This is a genomic window from Bacillus cereus group sp. MG20 (assembly GCF_040459885.1).
Classification (GTDB): domain Bacteria; phylum Bacillota; class Bacilli; order Bacillales; family Bacillaceae_G; genus Bacillus_A; species Bacillus_A cereus.
Window position 1 is genome coordinate 3,819,759 of the sequence record NZ_JARVHF010000001.1, and the last position, 23,898, is coordinate 3,843,656.

Below are 23,898 nucleotides of genomic sequence, written 5' to 3' on the forward strand. Positions count from 1 at the left end.
GGATACTATGTAGTACAGCATAATTTTTGGTAAGATGAATATAGAATGAATACTAATGAAGAAAGTGGTGTCGTATGAGCGAGTTATTGCGTGTAGAAAATGTTACAGGAGGATATACGAAACGACCTGTATTAAAAGATGTTTCGTTCTCTGTTAATAAAGGCGAACTTGTCGGCTTAATCGGTTTAAATGGAGCTGGTAAAAGTACGACGATTAAACATATTATCGGTTTAATGGAACCGAAAAAAGGAACTGTCACAATTAATGGGAAAACAATTCGTGATGATATGACAGCGTACCGTTCTAGTTTTTCGTTCATCCCAGAAACACCTGTATTATATGATGAGCTAACGCTAGAAGAACATTTGAAGCTAACAGCGATGGCGTACGGTGTCGATGAAAAACAATATGAAGAACGTGTAGGACAACTATTACAAGAATTTCGCATGAAAAATCGTTTGAAATGGTTTCCGTCTCATTTCTCAAAAGGGATGAAACAAAAAGTAATGATTATGAGTGCATTTTTAGTGGAACCATCTCTTTACATTGTGGACGAACCTTTCGTAGGGCTTGATCCGTTAGCAATTCAATCTCTTCTTCAAATGATGGATCAAATGAAAAAGAGTGGAGCCGGTATTTTAATGAGCACACATATTTTAGCGACGGCAGAGCGTTATTGTGATTCGTTCATTATTCTGCATCAAGGTGAAGTAAGAGCGAAGGGAACATTAGCTGAACTACAATCACAGTTTAATATGCCGGGTGCAACGTTAGATGATATTTACATCGCGCTAACAAAGGAAGAAGATTATGAATAGCACAGCATTATGGAAAGAACGATTTCGTCACTTTCTAAAAGAAGTTCGTACATATAGTAAATACGTATTTAATGATCATTTGAAATTTATTTTTGTATTTATCATCGGCGCAGGAGCGTATTATTACCAGCAATGGTTACAAACGTTAACACCTTCGTTTCCGACAGCGCTTGTTATGGCAGTGTTGCTTGGACTCGTATTAACGGCCGGATCGATACAAACGTTATTAAAAGAAGCAGATCTTGTTTACTTACTGCCAGTAGAAGAAAAATTAAAACCTTATTTCACAAAGGCATTTCTCTTTACATTTATGATTCAGTTATACATAATCGCAATCGTAGCAGCTGCGCTTGCTCCGTTATACTTCCAACAAATGAAGCAAACAGGTGCTGGCTACATATGGATTGTCCTCGCATTTGTCATTGTAAAAGCGTGGAATTTATTCGTCGCGTGGGAAAAGTCATTTTTAACAGATCAAAATATACAAAGGGCTGATTGGTTTATTCGTTTTATCTTAAACGGTTTATTTGTATATTTCCTTGTAGAACGTACTTCAGTTCTTGTTATTGGCGGAATCGTTCTGCTCATGGTGTTATATCTTGCTATCATGCATCAAATGGTCAAAGGAAAGCCACTAAACTGGGAGTATTTAATTTCCGAAGAAGGTAAGAAGATGATGCTGCTGTACCGCATCGCGAATATGTTCGTTGATGTACCAGCATTAAAAGAGAGAGTAGCACGCAGAAAATGGCTTGATTTCATTCTGTCGATGATAGGGGAAAAGCGTACATATTTATACTTATATACGAGAACTTTCTTAAGATCTGGTAATTATTTTGGCTTATATGTGCGCCTGCTCGCTCTTGGAGGAGTTATTCTTTACTTCATTCCGTTTTTATATGGACGATTTATCGTAAGCCTTATTTTCTTATACTTAATCGGTTATCAGCTATTAACTTTATGGAAGCATCATCGCATGAAGATTTGGCTTGATTTGTATCCAGTAAAGGTAGATGAAAAGAAGAAAGATTTTCTTACTTTATTAAATGCGATTCTAATCATCGGGAGTATAATCTTTACAGTTATATTTGCACTTGCGACGAAAGATTTCATGATGACGGGAATTTTACTAGTCGTAAGCATAGTATTTAGTATCGGTTTCGTTTATCAATACGGGGCAAAACGTATTGAGCGTTTAAATTGAAGGGAATGAACCTATGATTACATATGAAGAAAAGGTTATAAAAGAACTGGAGCAGTGGAAAGCTACATTCATGAAAGATTCTTCTATGATGACACGGTTCTCAAAGAAAGTGCAGACGAAAGTACAACAGCTTATTCCGGCGAAAGTGCAAAAAGTATTAACAGAAACGATTCGGATGATGGTACAAACAATTAGCGCCGGATCAAACTTTATAAAGCCGAAATTAAAAGAGACGAACTGGTCATTGCAAAGACGAGACGATGAAGTACGTAAAAAAATGGATGAGTACAAAAAAATAGCAGCGGCAGAAGGAGCAGGGACGGGAGCAGGCGGTATTCTCCTTGGCCTTGCTGACTTTCCGCTTTTACTCGGCATTAAAATTAAATTTTTATTCGATGCAGCAACATTGTACGGATTTGATACGAGCGACAAAGAAGAGCGCCTTTTTATCCTTCACGTTTTCCAGCTTGCCTTTTCAAGTGACGACCACCGAAAAGAAATATGGAAAGCAATCGAAACATGGGATACAGAAGAAGAAAACCATATGGACTGGGAAAAGTTCCAAACAGAGTACCGAGACTATATCGATTTAGCAAAAATGCTTCAGCTCGTACCCATAATCGGTGCCCCGGTCGGCGCGTATGCGAACTATCAATTACTGCACAGACTTGGGGAAGTAACGATGAATTGTTATCGTATGCGGTTGCTGAATAGGGATTAAAAAGAAGGCGTCCTACATGTGTAATGTAGGACGTCTTTTCTTAGAAGCCAAATCCGATATAGCTAATTCCAACTATGATCTATACGATAAAAAGTACAATGATTAATGAAAATCCGCTCTTACCAGCTTGTCCCGCTTCACCGCCGCCATTACCACCAAGTCCCATATGATATCCTCCTTATTGTTATATATTGCTTTTACTTTATAATTTTCTGCATTTTCCAATAAATACCTTATGTAGTGCTAACTAAATTGAAAATCATTTCGTTTTGTTTTATAATTTACTTACCGACCGGTAAGTAAAAATAAGTGAGGTACAGTATGACGAAGAATTTACAAACATCGCAGAACATTGTAGAGGCATCATTTAAACTTATGGCAGAACACGGCATTGAGAAGATGAGTCTTTCCATGATTGCGAAAGAGGTAGGTATTTCAAAACCGGCTATTTACTATCATTTTTCTTCTAAAGAAGCGTTAGTTGATTTTTTATTTGAAGAGATTTTTTCTGATTATCATTTTGCAAATTACTTCGATAAAGAGCAGTATACGAAAGAAAACTTTGCAGAAAAGCTAATCGCAGATGGTTTACATATGCTCTCTGAGTATGAAGGGCAAGAAGGAATACTACGCGTTATCAATGAATTTATCGTAACTGCATCGCGAAATGAAAAGTACCAGAAACGTTTATTTGAAATACAAGAGGATTTCTTACATGGTTTCCACGATTTATTGAAGAAAGGCGCGAGACTGGGCGTTGTGTCACAACATGAAACGGAAGAAAATGCTCATACGCTAGCGCTTGTGATCGATAATATGAGCAACTATATGCTCATGGGATTCCATTTAAAGTATAAAGAAATTTGGATTCGAAATGTGAAAAACGTCATGAAGGAGGAGTAAAGATGAAAATGCAAAAAAACTGGTGGCTCGGTTTTCTTGGATTTATTGGGATTTATAAAATACCAGGTATGATTGAAGCTTTTCAAGCGGATGGAAGTTGGCTAAAGTTAATCGGTTTCATTTGGTTACTTTGGTTCGGATATTTTATTCCGGAGAAGAAAGAAGATTAAATTTCAATTTTCTGTAAAGTTATGTAAAATATAGATTGGGAGTATTCATATATTAGATTACTAGATTTGGAGTGGTTACATGGGTCCATTGAAAAATGAAATTCACCCTGACATGGTCAAGGTGTGGAAAGTTCGTGCTGTAATTGAAGAAGGGATTGGTATACTCGTCATTTTAGCTTACCTTTTCCTCATGATAAAGTTTGATTGGTGGGCGTGGATTTTGTATGTAATGATTGGGCTAACAGTTGTGTTCGCACCATTTTCGTACTTCTTATTCCCGAAACTACGTCAACGTTATTACAGCTACCAACTAAATGAAGAAGAGCTTGAAATTCAGCACGGTCTTTTTGTCGTAAAGCGCGTATTAGTACCGATGATTCGTGTGCAGCACGTAACGATTGAACAAGGACCAATTATGAGAAAATATGGCTTAGCAGAATTACACATTTCAACAGCAGCAACTTCTCATAGCATCCCAGGCTTAACGATGTATGAAGCAGAAATGTTGAAAACGAAAATCGCAGAATTAGCGAAAGTGAGTGATGAGGATGTATAAGAGGCAGCATCCAATCACGATGTTATTAGAATTAAAAATAACAGATTTTATACCACTCATTATTTTCATGTTTAGCTTAAACGGAAAATTCCCGTTTTGGTATTTAATTCCCGCAGCATTTGGTTTACTCACCGTTTTTTCAGCATTTGAAAAATGGTATTACACAACATATTGGGTTGAAAATAACGTATTACATGTGAAAAAAGGTCTCTTCGTGAAAAAGGAGAGCTACTTAAATAAAGAACGTGTTCAAACGATTAATACAAGTTCTAACGTACTATATCAAATGCTCGGTTTGAAAAAAATTCAGATTGAAACAGCTGGCGGGGGCGATGAAGCAGAAGTTAGCTTAGCTGGAATTACGGTAGAAGAAGCGACAGAGCTTATCGCAATGTTAAATGAGTCGGCTTCAGAATTGAAAGTAGAAAAAACATCAGAAGAAGTAAAAGAAATCATTACAGAGGAAAAACAAGCGAGAGAATACAAATTAACGTGGAAAGAGATTTTAATAGCCTCTGTTACATCTGGTCAATTTGGATTATTATTCTCATTAATCTTTTTTGTGTATCACCAAGTAGATGAGTACATTCCGAAATGGATAGAGAATAGCGTAAAGTCGTATGTAATGGAACATGATATATATGGCTGGATTTTTATGATAGCTATTTTGCTCGTCCTTTCGTGGATTATATCGACAATTGGTTATGCGCTAAAACATGGAGATTTCACAGTGAATCGAAGAAATGACGAAGTCCGCATTTCGCAAGGATTACTTGAGAAAAAAGAGCTCGTACTAAAATTGCATCGTATTCAAGGTATTACGATAAAAGAAAGTATTTTACGCCAACCATTCGGTTATTGTGCTGTGCAAGTAGAAGTCATTCAAAGTAAAGGAATGAGTGACGAAAAAGAAAAGGTTACACTGCACCCAATCATTCGAAAAGATCGAGTACAACAGTTACTCGCCCATTTACAATTACCATACGAACTGAATGCAAACATTATTGCATTACCAAAAGCAGCATTACGCCGCTATCTCATTGATAGTTTCATTTTCTTCGCAATGCTAGCAATCCCGCTTATTGGAATAAGTATATACTCTGAAAAGCACTTCATCATGTGGGCATTAATTCCGCTCGCGATCCTCATCTTTACACTTGGATACGCAACATTTAAAACAAATGGTTACAGTGTTAACGGAGAACAAATTACACTTGTCTATCGTAGCGTCGGAAAATATACAGGACTTATTAGAAGAAGACATGTCCAATCAATGGAGAAGACACAATCATATTTCCAGCGCCGAGCGGATTTATGTACGTATAAGTTTTCTAGTGCATCATCTAGTTATAAAATAGAGCATACGAGAGTAGAAGATGCGGAGAGAATGCAGGATTGGTATAAGAAGAGAATGAGTGAGGAATAATTTGAGAAAGCTTGCCTATTCTGAAGGGCAAGCTTTTTTGTTATAGGGAAAAGAGTCGTTTAATCCATATATTAGTACAACTACAGCACACATGTATCAATACGTATGCAAAAAGGAGTATGCTTCTGTTTTAGGAAAATATGTGGAATTTTTGATATAAATGGTATACTAAAATACAAATAGTATTAGGAGGTTATATATGATAAGTCAGTTGAAAAGAGAAGCACTTGATGCATTAAAAGGAAGATGGGGATTAGCGGTAGGGGCAACTTTATTAATTGGAATCCTTATTGGAGCTGTTGAAATGCTAACAACAGGTATTTTCTCGATATTTTGGGGTTGGGAAGAGGCAAGTGATTCACTTACAGTAAGTATTATAGTAATGCTTGTTATTGGTCCATTAACAATAGGTGCCTATTATCTTGTTTTAAATGCAATTCGTGGGACTGATGCTCGCATTGGTCATATATTTAGATGGTTTAGCGATGGAAGTAAGTTGATGAAGTCGTTTTTAACATATTTACTAATGTATGTATACTTGACTCTATGGACATTACTTCTTATTATTCCAGGTATTATTAAATCATTTTCTTATTCTATGACATATTTTATTTTGAATGATCATCCAGAATATACAGCGAATCAAGCGATTACTGAGAGTCGTCATATGATGAATGGACATAAAATGGATTACTTTTTACTATGCTTAAGTTTCTTAGGCTGGTTCATATTAAGTATTCTTACTATAGGAATCGGTTTCTTATGGTTAGCACCGTATTTCTACGCGACATCAGCCGCATTTTATGAAGAGATTTCAAAAGAATATTATAAAAAAGAAGGCACTACTTTCTAATAACCACCTATCCCCTAAAGAATATAGGGCACAGATAGTTTAGATGTTCTGTTTAGGGGGGGATTTCAGGATAAGGTATAGGTTTTTATATAAAAATTATGCCCTCTATGTTTTAGCATAGAGGGCTATTTTTTTGTGAAAGTAATGAATAATATATGTGAAACAAAAAAAGTGAGGTGAATGAGAGTGAGCAAATTTTTAATACCGTATTCGTTTTCTATATTAAGTTTCTTTATTTCAGTAACGGCACTTGATTTATATGATAGGATGGGAAACAATAGTGAGCTGGTTTCGCCGAACATAATCGGTAAGATAATTCAATCTACTGCGCAAATGGGAGTCCTTACATTATATTTCGGAGTACCTATCATTTTAGGTGGCTGTCTACTTGGTGAGCTATTGTTTAGAGGTATCATTTTACGATTTAAACTAAGCTATATTCTATCTTTATTATTATATTTACTTTTAGCTTTTAGTATTGTTTCTGTAACGATTGGAATTCCAACTACATATGAGGATTCTAATACTACTTTCATGGTAATAATTATGATTTGCGCTGTTACATTCTTTATGGGCCGGAATATATGGGAGAAAAAAGAAATGAATAATGGAGTAACAGAATGAAATATACATGTCCGTGCTGCGGGTATAGAACAATAGAAGAAGAACCACCAGGTACATATGAAATTTGTAATATGTGTTACTGGGAAGATGATGAGGTACAGTTTAACGATCCTGACTTTGAAGGCGGGGCAAATGAAGTCTCGTTAAGACAAGCACAGAAAAACTTCATTGCATTTGGTGCTTGCGAGGAATGTTTTGTGAAATCAGTTAGAAAGCCGACTAGCGAAGATGTGAAGGATACTAGTTGGAAGCAAATTAGTTAAATAGATTTAAATAAAAATGTTATTACTCGATGTAACAAGAGTAATAACATTTTTTTATGTAATGATGAAAGAATTAACGGCGTCTTATAAGGTAAAATAATAAAGATGATAACGTAATAGGTAGGCCTGTTTCCAAAAAGGCTTCTAAATTAAAGGATAGAAAATATCGGTCGTTAAACAACATAAAGAAGAAATGATTGTAGGAAATACCTAACACTATAAATAAAGGAATACCGATTTTTAATTCGTGACTTCCTTTTATTTTTCTATAACAAAATTCGCCTATTAAACAACCGATAAGAACAGGAATACTTCCAAGAATTGAAAGCATAATAATAGATACCCAAATCGGCCCCCATGAATCCGCATAATTTGGAACGCTTGTATACTGTAAAACATTCACAATGATAGAAAAAACAGTAAGCATATTAAATAACTAATAGAAAATTTTTTCAATGGAATCATCCTTATAAAATTTCACTTTATTTTTATGAAAATATAAACCTCTTTAAATTATAGATTAGATGTATAAGGATAATCAATTTTTATACATTTCATTTTTATGGATATATTTTCAATGAATATAAAAGTATAGATGTATAGTCAACTTTGTATATTTAATGTTATCATATTGAATGATATGGAAATTTTTAATAGAATAAGTAACTAAAAATTCAAAGGTAATGAAGCTTTTGTTGTATAAAAAAAATACTTAGTAGTAATCAACAATATTAAAAATAAGATTCGTATTTATATAAATTTAGTAGAAATGGGGTTTTAAAAAGGAATGAGTATCAGCATAACGCGGCAAAAGATTTTGGCGGCCGCTTCTCAAATTGTGCAATGTAAAGGGGTTGCTAAATTAACCTTAGAAGCAGTGGCAAAAGAGGCGGGTGTAAGTAAAGGTGGATTATTGTATCACTTTGCAAATAAAGAAGCTTTAATAGAAGGTATGATAGTCAGAGGGATAGAGGATTATGAGGGCGCTATTTACAATAAAGTAGCGGAAGACTCAGAGAGGAAAGGGAGATGGGTTCGCTCTTTTGTAGAGGAAAGATTAAGTAATGAGAGAAGAACAGAAGAGTTGTCTAGTAGTATGATGGCAGCATTCATGTTAAAGCCTGAATTACTTGAGCCATTACAACAATCATTTCAGCAACTGCAAAAGAATATAGAAAACGATGAGATAGATTCAGTTTGTGCAACAATTATTAGATTAGCAGCAGATGGATTATGGTATTCGGAATATTTAGGGGTTGGCAGACTAAGCCCCGAGTTAAGAGAAAAAGTGATTCAAGCTCTTATTAGTAATTCATATAAATAGAATATACGAACTATATAATGTGAAAACAATTCACCATTACTTATTTAATGTAGTGGTGAATTGTTTTTTTTATTAGAAAAATAGAACAATTTTATAGAGTATTGAATTATAACCGTCCAGACGGTATAGTAATATTTGGTTTAAGAGGAAAATGAAACAAAAAAAGAATAAAAGATATTTTTAGCACACTATTCGAAAGGATAGGCCGCAAAGCTTAGAGTCTACGGTAATACATATTGGTTACTAAGATCGTCTGGTTGCACATTTTTGATGCAACCGGACGGTCTTTTTTTGTTATATAAATATAAAAAAATAGGAGGGAACTATGCAAATGAAAAGTACTAAAAGGCATATTTCAATGGTTTCATTAGTTTTTCTAGTATTATTTTCAGTGCTGAATGTGTGGGCTCCAGTTATTCAAGCTGCTGTGATGAAAAGTCCAGTGGACGAAATTAATATTTCCCGTACTGATGGCACGACATCTGAACCGTATCAAGCCTCAGATGGTATGAAAGTAGAAGTGAAGTGGTCAGCTAAAGAAAAAATAAAAAGTGGAGATCAATTCACAATTGATATGCCAAAAGAGTTTCGAAAAGACCTTATGAATATGAGTTTTCCTTTAAAAGATGCTGAAGGAAAAACAGTTGGTACATGTGAGATGAAAAAGGGTCTATTAACATGTACTATGGGTGATTACGTAGAAGGAAAGAACAACATTAAAGGTTCTTTATTCGTAGAATTCTACTTTGGTCTAGAAGCATATGATGGTGTTAAAGAAATTCCATTAGAATTTAACGTTGATGGTCAAATCGTCAATAAAGAAGTAAGTGTAAATAATACGACAGAGAGACCGAAGCCACAGCCCAATACAGATAATCTATTGAAATGGGGTTCTTATAATCAAGAAGATCCTTCGATTGCTGATTGGCTTGTATATGTAAATGCAACTGGGACAGAAATGCAAGATCTTAAGTTAACAGATACATTAGGACCTGGGCATGAGTTAATTACAGACAGCGTAGTATTAGAAGAGGCTGTATTTGAAGGTGGTTATGCACCAACAAATATTAAGCCAGCAGATTTATCTAACATTAAAATAAATGCAACGAAGACTGGATTTACAATTGAGTTTCCAGACAGTTCAAAAGGTTATATTTTAAGATATAAAACAAAGATTACTAATCCTGCTGCAAAGCCTCATAAAAATACTGTGAAATTAGAAGGTAAAAATATTGTAACTGAAGAAAAAGTAGGACAAGTATTTGTAAGTGGTGGGGGAGGATCCGGTTCAGGTGACAATAATCCACCTAGCATTGAAAAAAATATAGTTGATGAGAATGGCAAGCTTGTAGAGAATGAGCAGTTAACACAAATGGATCAAGTTATTCAATACCAAGTTGGTACACATATACCGAACGATCCTCCTAAATACACATCTATGGTAATTAGTGATGATTTAGAAGATGTTTTAGAAGTATTAGAGGCAAAGGTGTATGATCAAAATGGCCAAGATATTACTTCTAAAGGAACGTTAAATATAGATAAACAAAGAAGTGAAGTAACATTTACATTTGGTGAGAGTTTTGACTATAAGTCATATGAAGACCAGATAATTAACCTTAGTATTAAGGCGAAAATTAAAAATAATGCAGACTTATCTTCTTACGTAGATAAGAAGATTCCTAATAAAGCAGAATTACATTTTGATGATAAAACATTAACATCAAAAGAAGTAACCATTACGCCGCCTGAAGCTCCAAAAGACGGTACAGTATCAATTCATAAAATAGATGCTGAGAATCCGAACAAAGGGTTAAAAGGTGCCGAATTTGAAGTTCGAAATAGTGCAAATGAAGTTGTTGCAAAACTGAAAACGGACGAAAAAGGTTTTTCAGTACCTCAAACTTTAGCTCCTGGGACGTATAAAGTTTATGAAACAGTAGCGCCAGAAGGATATCAAAAATTAACAAGCCCAGTAGAGGTTACACTTCAAGCTGGAGAAACAAAAACAATTGAAATTAAAAACACTATGCAAAAGGGTCAAATTGAAGTAAAGAAAATTGATTCGGAAAATGGTGAAAAACCATTAGCAAATGCAGAGTTTGATATAGTAAAAGACAGTGTAGTAGTCGAACATATTGTTACAGATAAAGATGGTAAGGCAATCTCTAAACCGTTAGCACCAGGAAAATATATTTTAAAAGAAACGAAAGCACCTGAAGGATACCAATTAAAAGAAACAGAGTTCGAAGTAAATGTAACAGGGGACGGCATATTCCCAATACAAGTGGAAAATACGATGGTAGACAAAGGTAATGTAGAAATTACAAAAGTGGACAAAGAAAACGGGGCAGTATTAGCCGGTGTCGAATTTGAAGTCCAAGATGAGAAAGATGGCGTAGTAAGAAAAGTAGTAACAGATAAAGATGGAAAAGCAAACGTTTCAGATCTATCAGTAGGAAAGTACAAATTAGTAGAGACGAAAAGCTTACCGGGTTATAAAAAGCTAACAGAACCCGTATCATTTGAAATAAAAAAAGGTATGACAAAAGCTTTAGCAATAAAAGTAGAAAATGAGCAGTTAGACAAAGGTTCAGTAGAAATTACAAAAATAGATAAAGATAGTCAAAAAGTATTAGAAGGCGTAGTCTTCGAAGTGCAAGATGAGCAAGGAAAAGTAGTAACAGAAGTAAAAACAGATAAAGATGGTAAAGCAAAAATCTCTGATTTATCAGTAGGAAAGTACAAATTAGTAGAGACGAAAAGCTTACCTGGCTACAAAAAGCTAACAGATTCAGTATCATTCGAAATTACAAAAGGTATGACAACAGTCCTATCATTGAAAGTAGAAAATGAACAGTTAGATAAAGGTTCAGTAGAAATTATAAAAGTAGATAAAGACAACAAAAAAGCATTAAAAGGCGTAGTCTTTGAAGTGCAAGATGAAGCTGGAACAGTAGTAAAGGAAGTAAAGACAGATAAAGATGGTAAAGCAAAAATCTCAGATCTATCAGTAGGAAAGTACAAATTAGTAGAGAAAGAAAGTTTACCAGGCTATAAGAAACTAACAGATCCAGTATTATTTGAAATCAAAAAAGGCATGACTGAAGTTCTATCATTAAAAATAGAAAATGAAATGGTAGATACGGGAAATGTAGAGATAACAAAGATAGATAAAGATAATAAAGCAACGTTAGCGGGAGTAACATTCATCGTCCAAGATGAAAAGGGTAATGAAGTTACAAAAGTAACGACAGATAAAGCTGGAAAAGCAACTGTTTCAGATTTACCTGTAGGAAAGTATGAATTAGTAGAGGTAGAAAGTTTACCTGGTTATAAAAAGCTAGAAAAACCAGTATCATTTGAAATCAAAAAAGGCATGACCGAGGTTCTATCATTAAAAGTAGAAAATGAAATGGTGGATACAGGGAATGTAGAGATAACAAAAATAGATAAAGATAGTAAAGCTCCATTAGAAAATGTTGTATTTGAAGTACGTGATTCAAAAGGAAAAGTAGTTGCGAAAGTAACGACGGATAAAGAAGGAAAAGCAAACGTTTCAGATTTACCTATTGGGAAGTATGAGTTGGTGGAAGTAGAAACACCGGCAGGATACAAACCACTAGAAAAGCCAATTTCATTCGAAATTGAAAAGGGTAGAGTAACAGCGCTAAAGCTAACAGTAGAAAATGAATTAGTGGATACAGGAAATGTAGAGATTACAAAAGTAGATAAAGAAAATAAAGATGCTTTAGCTGATGCAGTCTTTGAGGTTCAAGATGCAGCAGGACAAGTAGTCGCTAAAATAACGACAGATAAAAAAGGACAAGCACAAGTTACTAATTTATCAGTCGGCACATACAAGTTAGTAGAAGTAAAGGCACCAAAAGGATATAAACAATTAGTAGATCCGATTACTTTCCAAATTGAAAAAGGTATGACAAAATCTCTTGCTTTAACAGTAGAAAACGAAATGTTAGACAAGGGAAATGTGGAAGTAACAAAAGTAGATAAAGATAGTCAAAAAGTATTAGAAGATGTAGTCTTCGAAGTACAAGATGAGCAAGGCAAAGTAGTAACGGAAGTAAAAACAGATAAAAATGGTAAAGCAAAAATCTCAGAATTATCAGTAGGAAAGTACAAATTAGTAGAGAAAGAAAGCTTACCAGGTTACAAAAAGCTAACAGAACCAGTATCATTCGAAATTAAAAAAGGTATGACGAAAGTTTTATCATTGAAAGTAGAGAATGAACAGTTAGATAAAGGTTCAGTAGAAATTACAAAAGTGGACAAAGAAAGTGGCGCAGTATTAGCGGGCGTAACATTCGAAGTGCAAGATGAAAAAGATAAAGTAGTAACAAAAGTAACGACAGATAAAGAAGGAAAAGCAAACGTTTCCGATTTATCAGTAGGGAAATATAAGCTAGTAGAGGTAGAAAGCTTACCAGGATATAAAAAATTAGCAAAACCAGTATCGTTTGAAATTAAAAAAGGCATGACAGAAGTCTTATCACTAAAAGTAGAGAATGAACAGTTAGATAAAGGTTCAGTAGGAATTACAAAAGTGGACAAAGACAGCCAGAAGGCATTAGAAGGCGTAACATTCGAAGTGCAAGATGAAAAAGGAAAAGTAGTAACGAAAGTAACAACAGATAAAGAAGGAAAAGTAAAAATTTCAGATCTATCTGTAGGAAGTTACAAACTAGTAGAAGTAGAGAATTTACCAGGCTACAAAAAATTAACAGAGCCAGTATCATTCGAAATTAAAAAGGGTATGACAGAAGTCTTATCATTAAAAGTAGAGAATGAACAGTTAGACAAAGGTTCAGTAGAAATCACAAAAGTAGATAAAGATAGTCAAAAAGTATTAGAAGGCGTAGTCTTCGAAGTACAAGATGAGCAAGGCAAAGTAGTAACGGAAGTAAAAACAGATAAAAATGGTAAAGCAAAAATCTCAGACTTATCTGTAGGAAAGTACAAATTAGTAGAGAAAGAAAGCTTACCAGGTTACAAAAAATTAACAGAACCAGTATCGTTTGAAATCAAAAAAGGAATGACAGAAGTTCTATCATTAAAAATAGAAAATGAAATGGTAGATACGGGAAATGTAGAAATTACAAAAATAGATAAAGATAATAAGGCACCGTTAGCAGGTGTAGTCTTTGAAGTTCAAGACGACAAAGGCAAGGTAGTAACGAAAGTAATGACAGATAAAGCTGGAAAAGCAACAGTTTCAGATTTATCAGTAGGAAAGTACAAGCTAGTAGAAGTAGATAGTTTACCAGGCTACAAAAAATTAGAAAAGCCTGTACCATTTGAAATTAAAAAAGGTATGACAAAATCTTTAACGTTCACTGTAGAAAATGAAATGGTAGATACGGGGAATGTAGAAATCACAAAAATAGATAAAGACAGTAAAGCTCTATTAGAAAATGTTGTATTTGAAGTACGTGACTCAAAAGGAAAAGTAGTTGCAAAAGTAACAACGGATAAAGAAGGAAAAGCAAACGTTTCAGATTTATCTATTGGAAAGTATGAGTTAGTAGAAGTAGAAACACCGGCAGGATACAAGCCACTAGAAAAGCCAGTTTCATTCGAAATTGAAAAAGGTAGAGTTACAGCATTACAATTGACTGTAGAAAATGAATTAGTGGATACAGGAAATATAGAAATTACAAAAGTAGATAAAGAAAATAAAGATGCTTTAGCTGATGCAGTCTTTGAAATTCAAGATGCAGCAGGACAAGTAGTCGCTAAAATAACGACAGATAAAAAAGGACAAGCACAAGTTACTAATTTATCAGTTGGCACATACAAGTTAGTAGAAGTAAAAGCACCAAAAGGATATAAGCAATTGGTAGATCCGATTACTTTCCAAATTGAAAAAGGCATGACAAAATCTCTTGCTTTAACAGTAGAAAATGAAATGTTAGACAAGGGAAATGTAGAAGTAACAAAAGTAGATAAAGATAGCCAAAAAGTATTAGAAGGCGTAGTCTTCGAAGTACAAGATGAGCAAGGCAAAGTAGTAACAGAAGTAACGACAGATAAAGAAGGAAAAGCAAACGTTTCAGATCTATCAGTAGGAAAATACAAATTAGTAGAGACGAAGAGCTTACCAGGTTATAAGAAGTTAACGGAACCAGTATCATTCGAAATTAAAAAAGGTATGACGAAAGTCTTATCATTGAAAGTAGAGAATGAACAGTTAGACAAAGGTTCAGTGGAGATTACAAAAATGGCTGCTGAAAGCAAGGAAGTCTTATCAGGAGCTGTGTTTGAAGTTCATGATGAAAAGGGAAAAGTAGTAGTGAAAGTAACAACAGATAAAGATGGGAAGGCAAAAATCGCAGATCTATCTGTAGGTAACTACACACTAGTAGAAGTAGAAGCACCAAAAGGATATGAAAAATTAACTAATCCAATTCCATTTGAAATTACAAATGGAATGATAAATGCAGTTCAATTAGAAGTATTAAACAAATTGAATCATTTAGCACCACCAGGTCCAGAAACACCAGATCCAGAAAAACCTGGAACACCAGATCCAGAAAAACCTGGAACACCAGATCCAGAAAAACCTGGAACACCGAATCCAGAAAAACCTGGAACACCAGATCTAGAAAAACCTGGAACACCAGATCCAGAAAAACCTGGAACACCAGATCCAGAAAAACCTGGAACACCAGATCCAGAAAAGCCTGGAACACCGAATCCAGAAAAACCTGGAACACCAGATCCAGAAAAACCTGGAACACCGAATCCAGAGAAACCTGGAACATCAGATCCAGAAAAACCGGAAAAAGAATTACCGAAGACAGGGCAGAAAATGCCTGTGGAACCATATATGGGAGCACTTCTTGTAATGATGAGTTTTGGATTATTCGTATTAGGTAGAAAACAGCAGAGATAATAAAAGTGAAAAGGTATCCTCAAAGTATTTGAGGATACCTTTTTTAGCATAAAAAAAGCATCTAGCAAAAGAACTAGATGCAAATAAAAACACATGGGAAGACAAAATTCTTCCCGTTTCCCGTATGTAATTATATCAAAAAAATTATAAAAAACTAGCTATATTTAAAATATAATTTTAAAAAAAGTTATATACATAAATAATTGCAATACTCGCAGTTTTATCTTCCTGAAAAAGTTATTTCTTTAGTTCCGAATATTAAGACTAATGTTGATAAATCTTCAGATAATTAGAAATAATGTCCAAAAGGATATATAATATTGCTTAAGAAATAGTTTTAATGGATTACATATATTTCATTTGGTGTATTAATTGAATATCATAATTTTAAATTTTATTAAGCAAGAATCTCGGTTACTTATTGCATTTCTAACATAGGGTGAGAAAGAAAAATACAATAGTGTGGAGGTTTTTATAATGACGTTTGTTCTTAGTAAAATGAGTGGCTTTAGCATAGAAGAAAAGGTACATGAATTTGAATCTAAAGGGTTTCTTGAAATCTCAAATGAAATCTTTTTACAAGAGGAAGAGAATCATAGTTTATTAACACAAGCACAGTTAGATTATTATAATTTGGAAGATGATGCGTACGGTGAATGCCGTGCTAGATCTTATTCAAGGTATATAAAGTATGTTGATTCACCAGATTATATTTTAGATAATAGTAATGATTACTTCCAATCTAAAGAATATAACTATGATGATGGCGGGAAAGTTAGACAGTTCAATAGCATAAATGATAGCTTTTTATGTAATCCTTTAATTCAAAATATCGTGCGTTTCGATACTGAGTTTGCATTTAAAACAAATATAATAGATAAAAGTAAAGATTTAATTATAGGCTTACATCAAGTAAGATATAAAGCTACTAAAGAAAGACCATCTTTTAGTTCACCTATTTGGTTACATAAAGATGATGAACCAGTAGTGTTTTTACACCTTATGAATTTAAGTAATACAGCTATCGGCGGAGATAATTTAATAGCTAATTCTCCTCGGGAAATTAATCAGTTTATAAGTTTGAAGGAGCCGTTAGAAACTTTAGTATTTGGACAAAAGGTCTTCCATGCCGTAACGCCACTTGGAACAGAATGTAGTACGGAGGCTTTTCGTGATATTTTATTAGTAACATTTTCTTATAAGGAGACAAAATGAGAGAGAATAAAATAATTATGATTTCTGGAGCCAATAGCGGTATAGGTCATGCTTGTATAAAATACTTTTTAGAAAAATCATTTCATGTAATAGCTCTTGATATTAATAATAATAACTTAATAGATTATATGAAAACAGATATGCCTTTGAAAGTAGTGCAAATTGATTTAAGTAATAGCGAAGCGATTCATAATCTTTTTACTCAATTAGATTTAGAAAAGCTTTCTCCTGATATATTAATAAATGCAGCTGGTATTCGAGAGATAACACCTGTTTTACATTTATCCGATGATATGTTTAAAAAAGTAATTGATGTAAATTTAGTAGCCCCATTTATCCTTTCTAGGGAAGTAGCTAAGCGATGGTGTGAATCGAAAATAAAAGGTTGTATTGTGAATATAGCATCGGTTTCTGGATTAATGGCTGAACCAGAGCGAGCTGCTTATGTGGCATCAAAGCATGCCTTAATCGGATTGACTAAACAGATGGCTATGGAATTTGGGAAGCAAAATATAAGAGTAAATAGCATTTCTCCCGGTGTTATTAGAACTGAACTTACAGAAGAATACTTTAGTAATAAAGCCTTGATGTCTATGATAAAAAGTAATCAATCTTTAGATACTTGGGGATTGCCGCAGGATATTGTTTCATGTATTGAGTACTTGATTTCTGATCAGGCCCGCTTTATTACTGGTTCTAATTTTGTAATTGATGGTGGTTGGACTGCAGGGAAAAATTTCTAATTGAGTGTTTTTGAGGAAAAGCACCTGTCCTTTTTTAGGCTGGTGTTTTTCTCACTATAAACCGAGTTTTTATTGGAGGGGGATTAATTTGCTTCAAAAAAGTTTTAAGCAAGAGAAAACGGTACCGGCCTTAAAGATGATAGCATCAATGGTTATCTTTGGATCAGTTGGATTTTTTTCTGTTCAAACAAACTTACCTTCGTTTGAATTAGTGTTTGTAAGGTGTATTTTTGCGACAATATTTTTAAGTGTATGCTGGTTGCTTACAGGGCAATATAAACAAGATAAATGGGAACGAAAAGAAGTTATTCAAGTTTTAATATGTGGCTTTTTCTTAGTATTTAATTGGGTTTTCTTATTTAAAGCCTTTGAAAATATGTCAGTTACAATTGCTATCTCAGTTTATCATCTTGCACCAGTAATTGTACTGTTAATTGGAAGTATCGTCTTTAAAGAAAAATTAACATTAATATCTATCATTTCAATAGTTGTGTGTTTTGTGGGAGCTTTATTAATTGCTGGTATCGATGGAAGCTTCTCTTTCGGTTCATTAATGTCTTCAGGTATGATATGGGGATTTCTTGCAGCTCTCTTTTATGCATTTACAACTTTATTTGGTAAAGGGATTAACAAAATGAGTGCGTATGCAATGACATTTTTACAAACATTCTTGGGGATATTTCTTTTAATACCATTTATAGATTTAGATGCTTTTAGTGGCCTCACTCAAAGTAATTGGACATATATTATAGCTACTGGTTTTATTCACACAGGGATAGTATATTATCTGTTTTTTGATAGTTTACGCCATTTATCTACAAAAACAATCTCAATATTAGTTTTTTTAGATCCGGCAGTGGCAATATTATTAGATACTGTACTTACTGGATTCCGTCCAACTTTAATGCAAATAACAGGAATTCTTTTTATTTTTATTGGCATGACTTTAACATTAAAAAAATCTAAAGATAAAAAACTGAGCCAAAAAGAAAAGCGAATTGAAAGCGATGCTAGTATATCTCAACAATGATGAAATATATTGTGTATAAAACGATAAACCTTGCATGAATCATGTAAGGTTTATTTTAGTTCAATATAATTCATATTTATAATATATAATTTTCAAAATTGGGTATGTTTTTCTTTAATATGCTTTTGATTCAACTATTTTTATTTGACTATAAATTTACAAAAATGTATATAAAACCTTATTTTTTGATAATATATAAGTAATAAATTCATAGAATTGGAGTGATGAGATGCAGCCGTTAGAAAGGGAGATTCATTCTAATATGCTGAAAGTGTGGAGGATGCACGCTTTAATTGGGGCGGCAGTTATACTAACAGTCGTAATTGCATATTTCTTTTTCATGATTAACTTTAATTGGTGGGGGTGGTTGTTTGGACTATTAGTAACAGGAGCCATTACATTTATTCCACTTGATTATTTTGTGTTTCCAAATTTACGTCAGCGCTATTATAGTTACAGATTAAATGAAGAAGAGATTGAGATTCAAAAGGGAATGTTCGTTGTAGAACGCGTACTTATTCCGATGATCCGTGTGCAGCACGTAACGATTGAGCAAGGGCCGATTATGAGAAAGTATAATTTAGCAGAATTACACATTTCAACAGCCGCAACTTCTCATAGTATCCCAGGTTTAACGAAAGAAGAAGCAGAACAGCTGAAAAGACAAATTGGAGAACTTGCGAAAGTGAGTGATGAGGATGTATAGGAGGCAACATCCGATCACGATATTGTTAGGTATTAGGGTTGCGAGTTTGTTGCCACTTATTATTCTTGTTTTATTTAAACCTGATGAACAAGTGGAACCTTGGTATTTATTTTATCTTTTCCTTCTGGTTGTTTTATTCATCATGGCTATTTTTTCAGCAATTAAATGGTATTTTAAAGTGTACTGGATTGAGAATAATATTTTACATATAAAGCACGGTGTTTTTGTAAAGAAGGAAAGCTATTTAAATAAAGAGCGTGTACAAAATATTAGTACATCTTCTAACGCCATTTATCAAATGCTCGGACTTATGAAGCTAAATATAGAAGTAGCAGGCGGCGGTAGTGAGCCAGAAGTGATGTTGGCTGGTATTAAAGAAGACGAGGCAAAACATTTAATCTCTTTATTACATAAGAAAGAAACTACTGTAAAAGAAGAAATAGAAGAGGAAGAGAGCAAGACGGTTTATCAGTTAACAACGAAAGAGGTTTTAGCCGCAGCGATTACATCTGGTCGGTTCGGACTAGTGTTCTCTGGACTAGTACTTCTTTACACAAAGTTTGATTTTGTTCTTCCTGAAGGATTCACAAGTAAAGTAGAAGCGTATGTGATGGGAAACGGTGTTTATAAACTAATTGTAATTGCATTAATTTTAATGGTAATTTCATGGATTATTTCCACGGCTGGATATGTGTTGAAATATGCAAACTTTAAAATTGAGCGAAAAGGGGAAGAGATTCGTATCGTTCAAGGATTATTTGAAAAGAAAGAGTTTGTCTTAAAATTGCACCGCATTCAAGCGATTACTGTAAAAGAAGGTATGCTTCGCCAGCCGTTTGGTTATTGTGCTGTTGAAGTGGAAGCAATTCAAAGTATTGGAGCAGCAAGTAACGAAGTAATGTTGCATCCATTTATGAAGAAAAAAGATGTACAGCACCTGCTCACATATTTAGAGTTACCTTATGAAATCGAAGCGGAGATCGTTCACTTACCAAAAACAGCGTTGCATCGTTATTTCATTATGGGCTGGTCAATAAGTATCATACTCACAGTTCTAATTGCCAGCGTGAGTATATATTTTAAACAATATATTGCGTTGTTTGTTATTTTACCGTTATTTATCGTGTTTTCGTTACTTGCGTATGCTAGATATAAAAGTGGCGGTTATGAATTAAGAGAAAATCAACTAACGGTTGTATATCGTAATTTTTCGAAATATACAGGAATAATGCGAAGAAGACATGTTCAAGTAGTAGGTTATGATCAATCGTATTTTCAAAGAAAAGATGAATTATGTACAACTCTTGTAGCGGTAGCCGGGCGCGGTTATGAAGTAAAGCATATGAGAAAAAAAGATTCACTTAGTATATATAATTGGTACAAAGAAAAAGGAAACACCGGTGTGTAATGGTGTTTCCTTTTTGTTATTAAATGGATATCTTTAGTCGAATCGTTGATATATTTCAAGATGTGATAGATATATTCGAAAAATCGTTAATATAATTTCACGTACTGCTAGTGTTGTATTACTTTTTAATTAAACTAACACATCAAAAGTAGTCACAAAAGAAGGACGGGAGAAAATACTCTTTTGCTGTTCCGCATGTGGATGCGCTGGAGCTTGTCCTTCTGCTTGTGTGGGACGTTTTTTATGAGCATTTTCGAATGAACGTGATTCTGTCCAGTCTTTAAAGTTTTGCTCTGTTTCCCACATCGTTAAGATGACATATGTATCGTTACTTAATGGGCGTAAAACACGGATCGCTTGGAATCCTGGTTCGTTTTCAATAAGGCCTGCGCGGTTTTTAAAGCGGTTTTCAAATACTGGGCGACCTTCGTCTGTGACAGAAATGTTGTTACAAACGATATAGCCAGGTTGTCCTTTAAATTCGCCGACAGCATCTAGTACGTCATACTGAAGTGAACCTTCTACAGATGCTTCTGTATTTTCTTTATAAAACATATTTTTTTCATCATTTTTTGCAGTGAAATGTGCTTGTTCTAGAGGTGTTTCGTATGAAATAATCGCCTTCATTTTAATGCCCCCTTAATAGTTTGTTTCTATTATATCAACTCTCTTAAAAAACTTCGAAGATTATATACATAAAGATACTTCTTTTTCAAATAATAAATGTACCATCATTTGGAAAGAAGGACGATGTATGAAGAAAGTAAAGTGGACTTTATTAGGCGGCGTCGCAACGTTCGTAGTAGCGATTGTACTCTATAAACTTATCGTGTTAGCTGGTGGCTATATGATGGATGAAAAGCAGCTCGTTTTCCACTCTTCATCACGTATCGTTGACCAGAAAGGGAAAGAAATTACGAAATTATACGTAGAAAATAGAGACCTCGTACCGATCGAGCAAATTCCGAAGTATGTGCAACAGGCGTTTGTTGCGGTGGAAGATTCTCGTTTTTATGAGCATCAAGGAATTGATTATCCGTCTATATTCCGGGCTCTTTATAAAGATACATTAGCTGGAGAAAAGGTAGAGGGCGGTAGTACCATTACGCAGCAACTCGCTAAAAATGTCTTTTTAACTCGTGAAAAAACATTTACGCGCAAATTGAAGGAAGTCGCAATTTCTCTTCAATTAGAGCAAAAATATACGAAGCAACAAATTCTTGAAATGTATATGAATCATATTTATTTTGGTCATGGGGCTTACGGTATTCAAGCGGCAGCAAAATTGTATTTTAATAAAAATGTTGAGGATTTAACGGTAGAGGAAGGGGCAATGCTTGCAGGCCTTCCGAAGTCACCAAACGGATATTCACCGTACTACTCTGCAGAGAAGAGTAAGGAACGCCGCGATCTCGTGTTGTCACTTATGCATAAACAAGGCTATTTGACTGCCGAAGAAAGCGTTCGCTATCAAGGAAAGACAATTGCTCTTTATAAAAACTTAGATGAGAATGAGCTTGCATATATGCCGTATATTGATATGGTCATAGATGAAGCCGCTCGTTTATATGGATTGTCTCATCAAGAAGTACTTCGCGGAGGATATACGTTTGTCGTACCTATGGATGAAAAGATTCAAAAGGTAGCATATAACCAGTTTCAAGATGTAAGGAATTTCCCTGGGAAAGAAGAGGGGGCGCAAGGTGCATTTTTATTAATGGATAATCGTACGGGAGGGATTAAAGCGGCGATTGGGGGAAGAAAGTACGTCCCGAGAGGATTTAATCGTGTTTTTGCCAAAAGGCAGCCTGGATCTATTTTAAAACCACTTATCGTTTATGCACCAGCACTAGAAACGAAAAAGTATAATCCGTATTCTTTATTAACAAATGAAAGAAATTCTTTTGAAGGGTATGAACCTCGAAATTATAATCATGAGTATTCAAAAGAAATGACGATGTATGATGCGATTTTAGAGTCGGCAAACGTACCAGCAGTTTCTTTATTAAATGAGTTAGGGGTAGAAGAAGGAAAGCAGTATTTAGAAAAAGGAAATGTCCATATTGCAGATGCTGGTTTAAGTACAGCGCTTGGCGGATTGAAAAATGGCGTTTCAACATTTGATCTTGTAAAAATGTATCGTTCATTTTTAGCAAATGGAAATATTATCGAGCCACACGTTATTGATAAAGTATTAAATAGACACGGTGCAGTCATTGGGGAATCTCCAAAAGTAGAGACGAAAATCTTCTCGAAGCAGACAGCATGGTATATGACGAAAATGTTAGAAGGAGTTGTGAAGGAAGGAACAGCGAGAGTTGGTGTATATAACGGTGCGTTAGCTGGGAAAACAGGTACAACTTCATTGCCAAATGACGATAAGGGAGCAAGAGATATGTGGTTCGTCGGCTATACACCGAACTTAGTAGGCGCTGTTTGGATTGGTTATGACCGCACGGATAAGGAGCATCAGTTGCAAGGAGAAAGTGCATCTGCGACAAAATTATTTAAGAAAATTTTAACGAAGGCTAATGTAGAGCATAAAGAGAAGTTTATGAAGCCTGAAGGTGTGGAAACAATCGGTGCTCCGATTCGGCTGCGAAGAATTGAAGATGTAAAAATGAAACTATCATTTAGCCCTTTCGGTTTATTTAAAGCAAAATTAAGCTGGACGCCACTTCCAGATAACAGAATTATGTACCGAATCTATAGAGTGGAGAATGGAATTCATACGCATGTTAGCACTGTAAACGGTGCTGGAGAATATGAGGAAAAGTTCGTTAACATATTTTCAAAACCGAGCTTTTACGTTGTACCATATAATACACAAACGAATCGTGAAGGAGAAAAGTCGAAAGTAGCTAAACCATAGTTTTTCTCTGTGTTATAATAAGAATGTTGTGAAAATAGTAAGCGTTTTTAAGAGTGTTTGTGTCAATTTAATGAACAACGTACATAATATTATGCATTTTGTTTTTACAAGCTGTATAGTAAAAAAAGATAAATATCGAACGTATTCGA

At 34.4% G+C, this 23,898-nt stretch carries 19 protein-coding genes, 2 pseudogenes and 1 riboswitch; of the genes and pseudogenes, 18 read left to right on the plus strand and 3 right to left on the minus strand.

Annotation, left to right across the window (positions count from 1 at the left end):
• Positions 1 to 74 precede the first annotated feature (74 nt).
• From ecsA to ecsC, 3 genes are read left to right on the plus strand one after another with little or no spacing between them, the layout of a single operon-like run.
• Positions 75 to 818 carry an ABC transporter ATP-binding protein EcsA gene (ecsA, locus tag QCI81_RS19600; RefSeq protein WP_053565078.1) on the plus strand — a complete coding sequence of 248 codons (744 nt, stop codon included), beginning with the start codon at positions 75 to 77 and terminating at the stop codon, positions 816 to 818.
• The gene (ecsB, locus tag QCI81_RS19605) at positions 811 to 2,022 is read left to right on the plus strand and encodes an ABC transporter permease EcsB (RefSeq protein WP_065482461.1); all 1,212 of its coding nucleotides are present in this window, start codon (positions 811 to 813) and stop codon (positions 2,020 to 2,022) included. Before ecsA ends, ecsB begins: the two co-directional genes overlap by 8 nt.
• Before the next feature lie 13 nt (positions 2,023 to 2,035).
• Positions 2,036 to 2,743, plus strand: a complete 708-nt coding sequence (gene ecsC / locus QCI81_RS19610; RefSeq protein WP_065482464.1) for an ecs operon protein EcsC — start codon at positions 2,036 to 2,038, stop codon at positions 2,741 to 2,743.
• An 82-nt stretch (positions 2,744 to 2,825) separates the two neighbouring features.
• On the opposite strand, the pseudogene yjcZ reads toward ecsC, so the two are convergent.
• Positions 2,826 to 2,909: pseudogene (gene yjcZ, locus QCI81_RS19615) on the minus strand (sporulation protein YjcZ); the annotation flags it as partial.
• A 155-nt stretch (positions 2,910 to 3,064) separates the two neighbouring features.
• Here yjcZ and QCI81_RS19620 point away from each other — a divergent pair.
• From QCI81_RS19620 to QCI81_RS19650, 7 genes are all read left to right on the plus strand, one after another.
• Complete coding sequence (locus tag QCI81_RS19620; RefSeq protein WP_016082590.1) at positions 3,065 to 3,646, plus strand: TetR/AcrR family transcriptional regulator; 582 nt, start codon at positions 3,065 to 3,067, stop codon at positions 3,644 to 3,646.
• A 2-nt stretch (positions 3,647 to 3,648) separates the two neighbouring features.
• A complete protein-coding gene (locus QCI81_RS19625; RefSeq protein ID WP_000783806.1) occupies positions 3,649 to 3,816 on the plus strand; it encodes a hypothetical protein in 168 nt (55 codons plus the stop codon).
• A gap of 79 nt (positions 3,817 to 3,895) precedes the next feature.
• On the plus strand, positions 3,896 to 4,372 hold the full coding sequence (locus QCI81_RS19630) for a PH domain-containing protein (RefSeq protein ID WP_071731884.1): 477 nt from the start codon (positions 3,896 to 3,898) through the stop codon (positions 4,370 to 4,372).
• The gene (locus QCI81_RS19635; RefSeq protein ID WP_071731885.1) at positions 4,365 to 5,798 is read left to right on the plus strand and encodes a PH domain-containing protein; all 1,434 of its coding nucleotides are present in this window, start codon (positions 4,365 to 4,367) and stop codon (positions 5,796 to 5,798) included. The genes QCI81_RS19630 and QCI81_RS19635 overlap by 8 nt, the downstream gene beginning before the upstream one ends.
• Positions 5,799 to 5,997: 199 nt before the next feature.
• A complete protein-coding gene (locus QCI81_RS19640) occupies positions 5,998 to 6,651 on the plus strand; it encodes a DUF975 family protein (protein WP_000625399.1) in 654 nt (217 codons plus the stop codon).
• A gap of 180 nt (positions 6,652 to 6,831) precedes the next feature.
• The gene (locus QCI81_RS19645; protein ID WP_353810874.1) at positions 6,832 to 7,275 is read left to right on the plus strand and encodes a hypothetical protein; all 444 of its coding nucleotides are present in this window, start codon (positions 6,832 to 6,834) and stop codon (positions 7,273 to 7,275) included.
• Positions 7,272 to 7,538: a CPCC family cysteine-rich protein gene (locus QCI81_RS19650; RefSeq protein ID WP_071731887.1), complete on the plus strand. Its 267-nt coding sequence runs from the start codon at positions 7,272 to 7,274 to the stop codon at positions 7,536 to 7,538. Before QCI81_RS19645 ends, QCI81_RS19650 begins: the two co-directional genes overlap by 4 nt.
• A 73-nt stretch (positions 7,539 to 7,611) precedes the next feature.
• Here the strand turns inward: QCI81_RS19650 and QCI81_RS19655 are convergent.
• A pseudogene (locus QCI81_RS19655) lies at positions 7,612 to 7,994 on the minus strand (hypothetical protein).
• Positions 7,995 to 8,325: 331 nt separating this feature from the next.
• Between QCI81_RS19655 and QCI81_RS19660 the strand changes: the two are divergent.
• The 7 genes from QCI81_RS19660 to QCI81_RS19690 all read left to right on the plus strand — a co-directional run bounded on the left by QCI81_RS19660 (position 8,326) and on the right by QCI81_RS19690 (position 20,877).
• On the plus strand, positions 8,326 to 8,862 hold the full coding sequence (locus QCI81_RS19660; protein ID WP_071731888.1) for a TetR/AcrR family transcriptional regulator: 537 nt from the start codon (positions 8,326 to 8,328) through the stop codon (positions 8,860 to 8,862).
• Positions 8,863 to 9,034: 172 nt separating this feature from the next.
• A riboswitch (cyclic di-GMP riboswitch) is annotated at positions 9,035 to 9,127 on the plus strand.
• A gap of 60 nt (positions 9,128 to 9,187) precedes the next feature.
• Positions 9,188 to 15,775 carry a SpaA isopeptide-forming pilin-related protein gene (locus tag QCI81_RS19665; RefSeq protein WP_353810875.1) on the plus strand — a complete coding sequence of 2,196 codons (6,588 nt, stop codon included), beginning with the start codon at positions 9,188 to 9,190 and terminating at the stop codon, positions 15,773 to 15,775.
• 477 nt (positions 15,776 to 16,252) lie between these two features.
• Positions 16,253 to 16,990 (plus strand): 2OG-Fe dioxygenase family protein, encoded by a 738-nt coding sequence (locus tag QCI81_RS19670; protein WP_016082583.1) that lies wholly within the window; start codon positions 16,253 to 16,255, stop codon positions 16,988 to 16,990.
• Entirely contained in the window at positions 16,987 to 17,733 is a 747-nt protein-coding gene (locus tag QCI81_RS19675; protein ID WP_071731568.1) for an SDR family NAD(P)-dependent oxidoreductase, read from the plus strand. The genes QCI81_RS19670 and QCI81_RS19675 overlap by 4 nt, the downstream gene beginning before the upstream one ends.
• 88 nt (positions 17,734 to 17,821) lie before the next feature.
• Positions 17,822 to 18,763: a DMT family transporter gene (locus tag QCI81_RS19680; protein WP_000939632.1), complete on the plus strand. Its 942-nt coding sequence runs from the start codon at positions 17,822 to 17,824 to the stop codon at positions 18,761 to 18,763.
• Between the two features lie 229 nt (positions 18,764 to 18,992).
• Positions 18,993 to 19,469, plus strand: coding sequence for a PH domain-containing protein (locus tag QCI81_RS19685; RefSeq protein WP_001182726.1), 477 nt, complete (start codon positions 18,993 to 18,995; stop codon positions 19,467 to 19,469).
• Complete coding sequence (locus tag QCI81_RS19690; RefSeq protein WP_071731569.1) at positions 19,462 to 20,877, plus strand: PH domain-containing protein; 1,416 nt, start codon at positions 19,462 to 19,464, stop codon at positions 20,875 to 20,877. Before QCI81_RS19685 ends, QCI81_RS19690 begins: the two co-directional genes overlap by 8 nt.
• Before the next feature lie 129 nt (positions 20,878 to 21,006).
• Here the strand turns inward: QCI81_RS19690 and hmoB are convergent, their stop codons facing one another.
• Positions 21,007 to 21,504, minus strand: coding sequence for a heme-degrading monooxygenase HmoB (gene hmoB / locus QCI81_RS19695; RefSeq protein WP_071731570.1), 498 nt, complete (start codon positions 21,502 to 21,504; stop codon positions 21,007 to 21,009).
• A gap of 127 nt (positions 21,505 to 21,631) precedes the next feature.
• Here hmoB and QCI81_RS19700 point away from each other — a divergent pair, with 127 nt between their 5' ends.
• Positions 21,632 to 23,749, plus strand: a complete 2,118-nt coding sequence (locus QCI81_RS19700; protein WP_071731571.1) for a transglycosylase domain-containing protein — start codon at positions 21,632 to 21,634, stop codon at positions 23,747 to 23,749.
• Positions 23,750 to 23,898 lie beyond the last annotated feature (149 nt).

Coding starts and splice junctions, on each gene's coding strand:
- ecsA (WP_053565078.1), top strand. CDS start 75: ATGAGCGAGTTATTGCGTGTAGAAAATGTTACAGGAGGATATACGAAA.
- ecsB (WP_065482461.1), top strand. CDS start 811: ATGAATAGCACAGCATTATGGAAAGAACGATTTCGTCACTTTCTAAAA.
- ecsC (WP_065482464.1), top strand. CDS start 2,036: ATGATTACATATGAAGAAAAGGTTATAAAAGAACTGGAGCAGTGGAAA.
- QCI81_RS19620 (WP_016082590.1), top strand. CDS start 3,065: ATGACGAAGAATTTACAAACATCGCAGAACATTGTAGAGGCATCATTT.
- QCI81_RS19625 (WP_000783806.1), top strand. CDS start 3,649: ATGAAAATGCAAAAAAACTGGTGGCTCGGTTTTCTTGGATTTATTGGG.
- QCI81_RS19630 (WP_071731884.1), top strand. CDS start 3,896: ATGGGTCCATTGAAAAATGAAATTCACCCTGACATGGTCAAGGTGTGG.
- QCI81_RS19635 (WP_071731885.1), top strand. CDS start 4,365: ATGTATAAGAGGCAGCATCCAATCACGATGTTATTAGAATTAAAAATA.
- QCI81_RS19640 (WP_000625399.1), top strand. CDS start 5,998: ATGATAAGTCAGTTGAAAAGAGAAGCACTTGATGCATTAAAAGGAAGA.
- QCI81_RS19645 (WP_353810874.1), top strand. CDS start 6,832: ATGAGAGTGAGCAAATTTTTAATACCGTATTCGTTTTCTATATTAAGT.
- QCI81_RS19650 (WP_071731887.1), top strand. CDS start 7,272: ATGAAATATACATGTCCGTGCTGCGGGTATAGAACAATAGAAGAAGAA.
- QCI81_RS19660 (WP_071731888.1), top strand. CDS start 8,326: ATGAGTATCAGCATAACGCGGCAAAAGATTTTGGCGGCCGCTTCTCAA.
- QCI81_RS19665 (WP_353810875.1), top strand. CDS start 9,188: ATGCAAATGAAAAGTACTAAAAGGCATATTTCAATGGTTTCATTAGTT.
- QCI81_RS19670 (WP_016082583.1), top strand. CDS start 16,253: ATGACGTTTGTTCTTAGTAAAATGAGTGGCTTTAGCATAGAAGAAAAG.
- QCI81_RS19675 (WP_071731568.1), top strand. CDS start 16,987: ATGAGAGAGAATAAAATAATTATGATTTCTGGAGCCAATAGCGGTATA.
- QCI81_RS19685 (WP_001182726.1), top strand. CDS start 18,993: ATGCAGCCGTTAGAAAGGGAGATTCATTCTAATATGCTGAAAGTGTGG.
- QCI81_RS19690 (WP_071731569.1), top strand. CDS start 19,462: ATGTATAGGAGGCAACATCCGATCACGATATTGTTAGGTATTAGGGTT.
- hmoB (WP_071731570.1), bottom strand. CDS start 21,504: ATGAAGGCGATTATTTCATACGAAACACCTCTAGAACAAGCACATTTC.
- QCI81_RS19700 (WP_071731571.1), top strand. CDS start 21,632: ATGAAGAAAGTAAAGTGGACTTTATTAGGCGGCGTCGCAACGTTCGTA.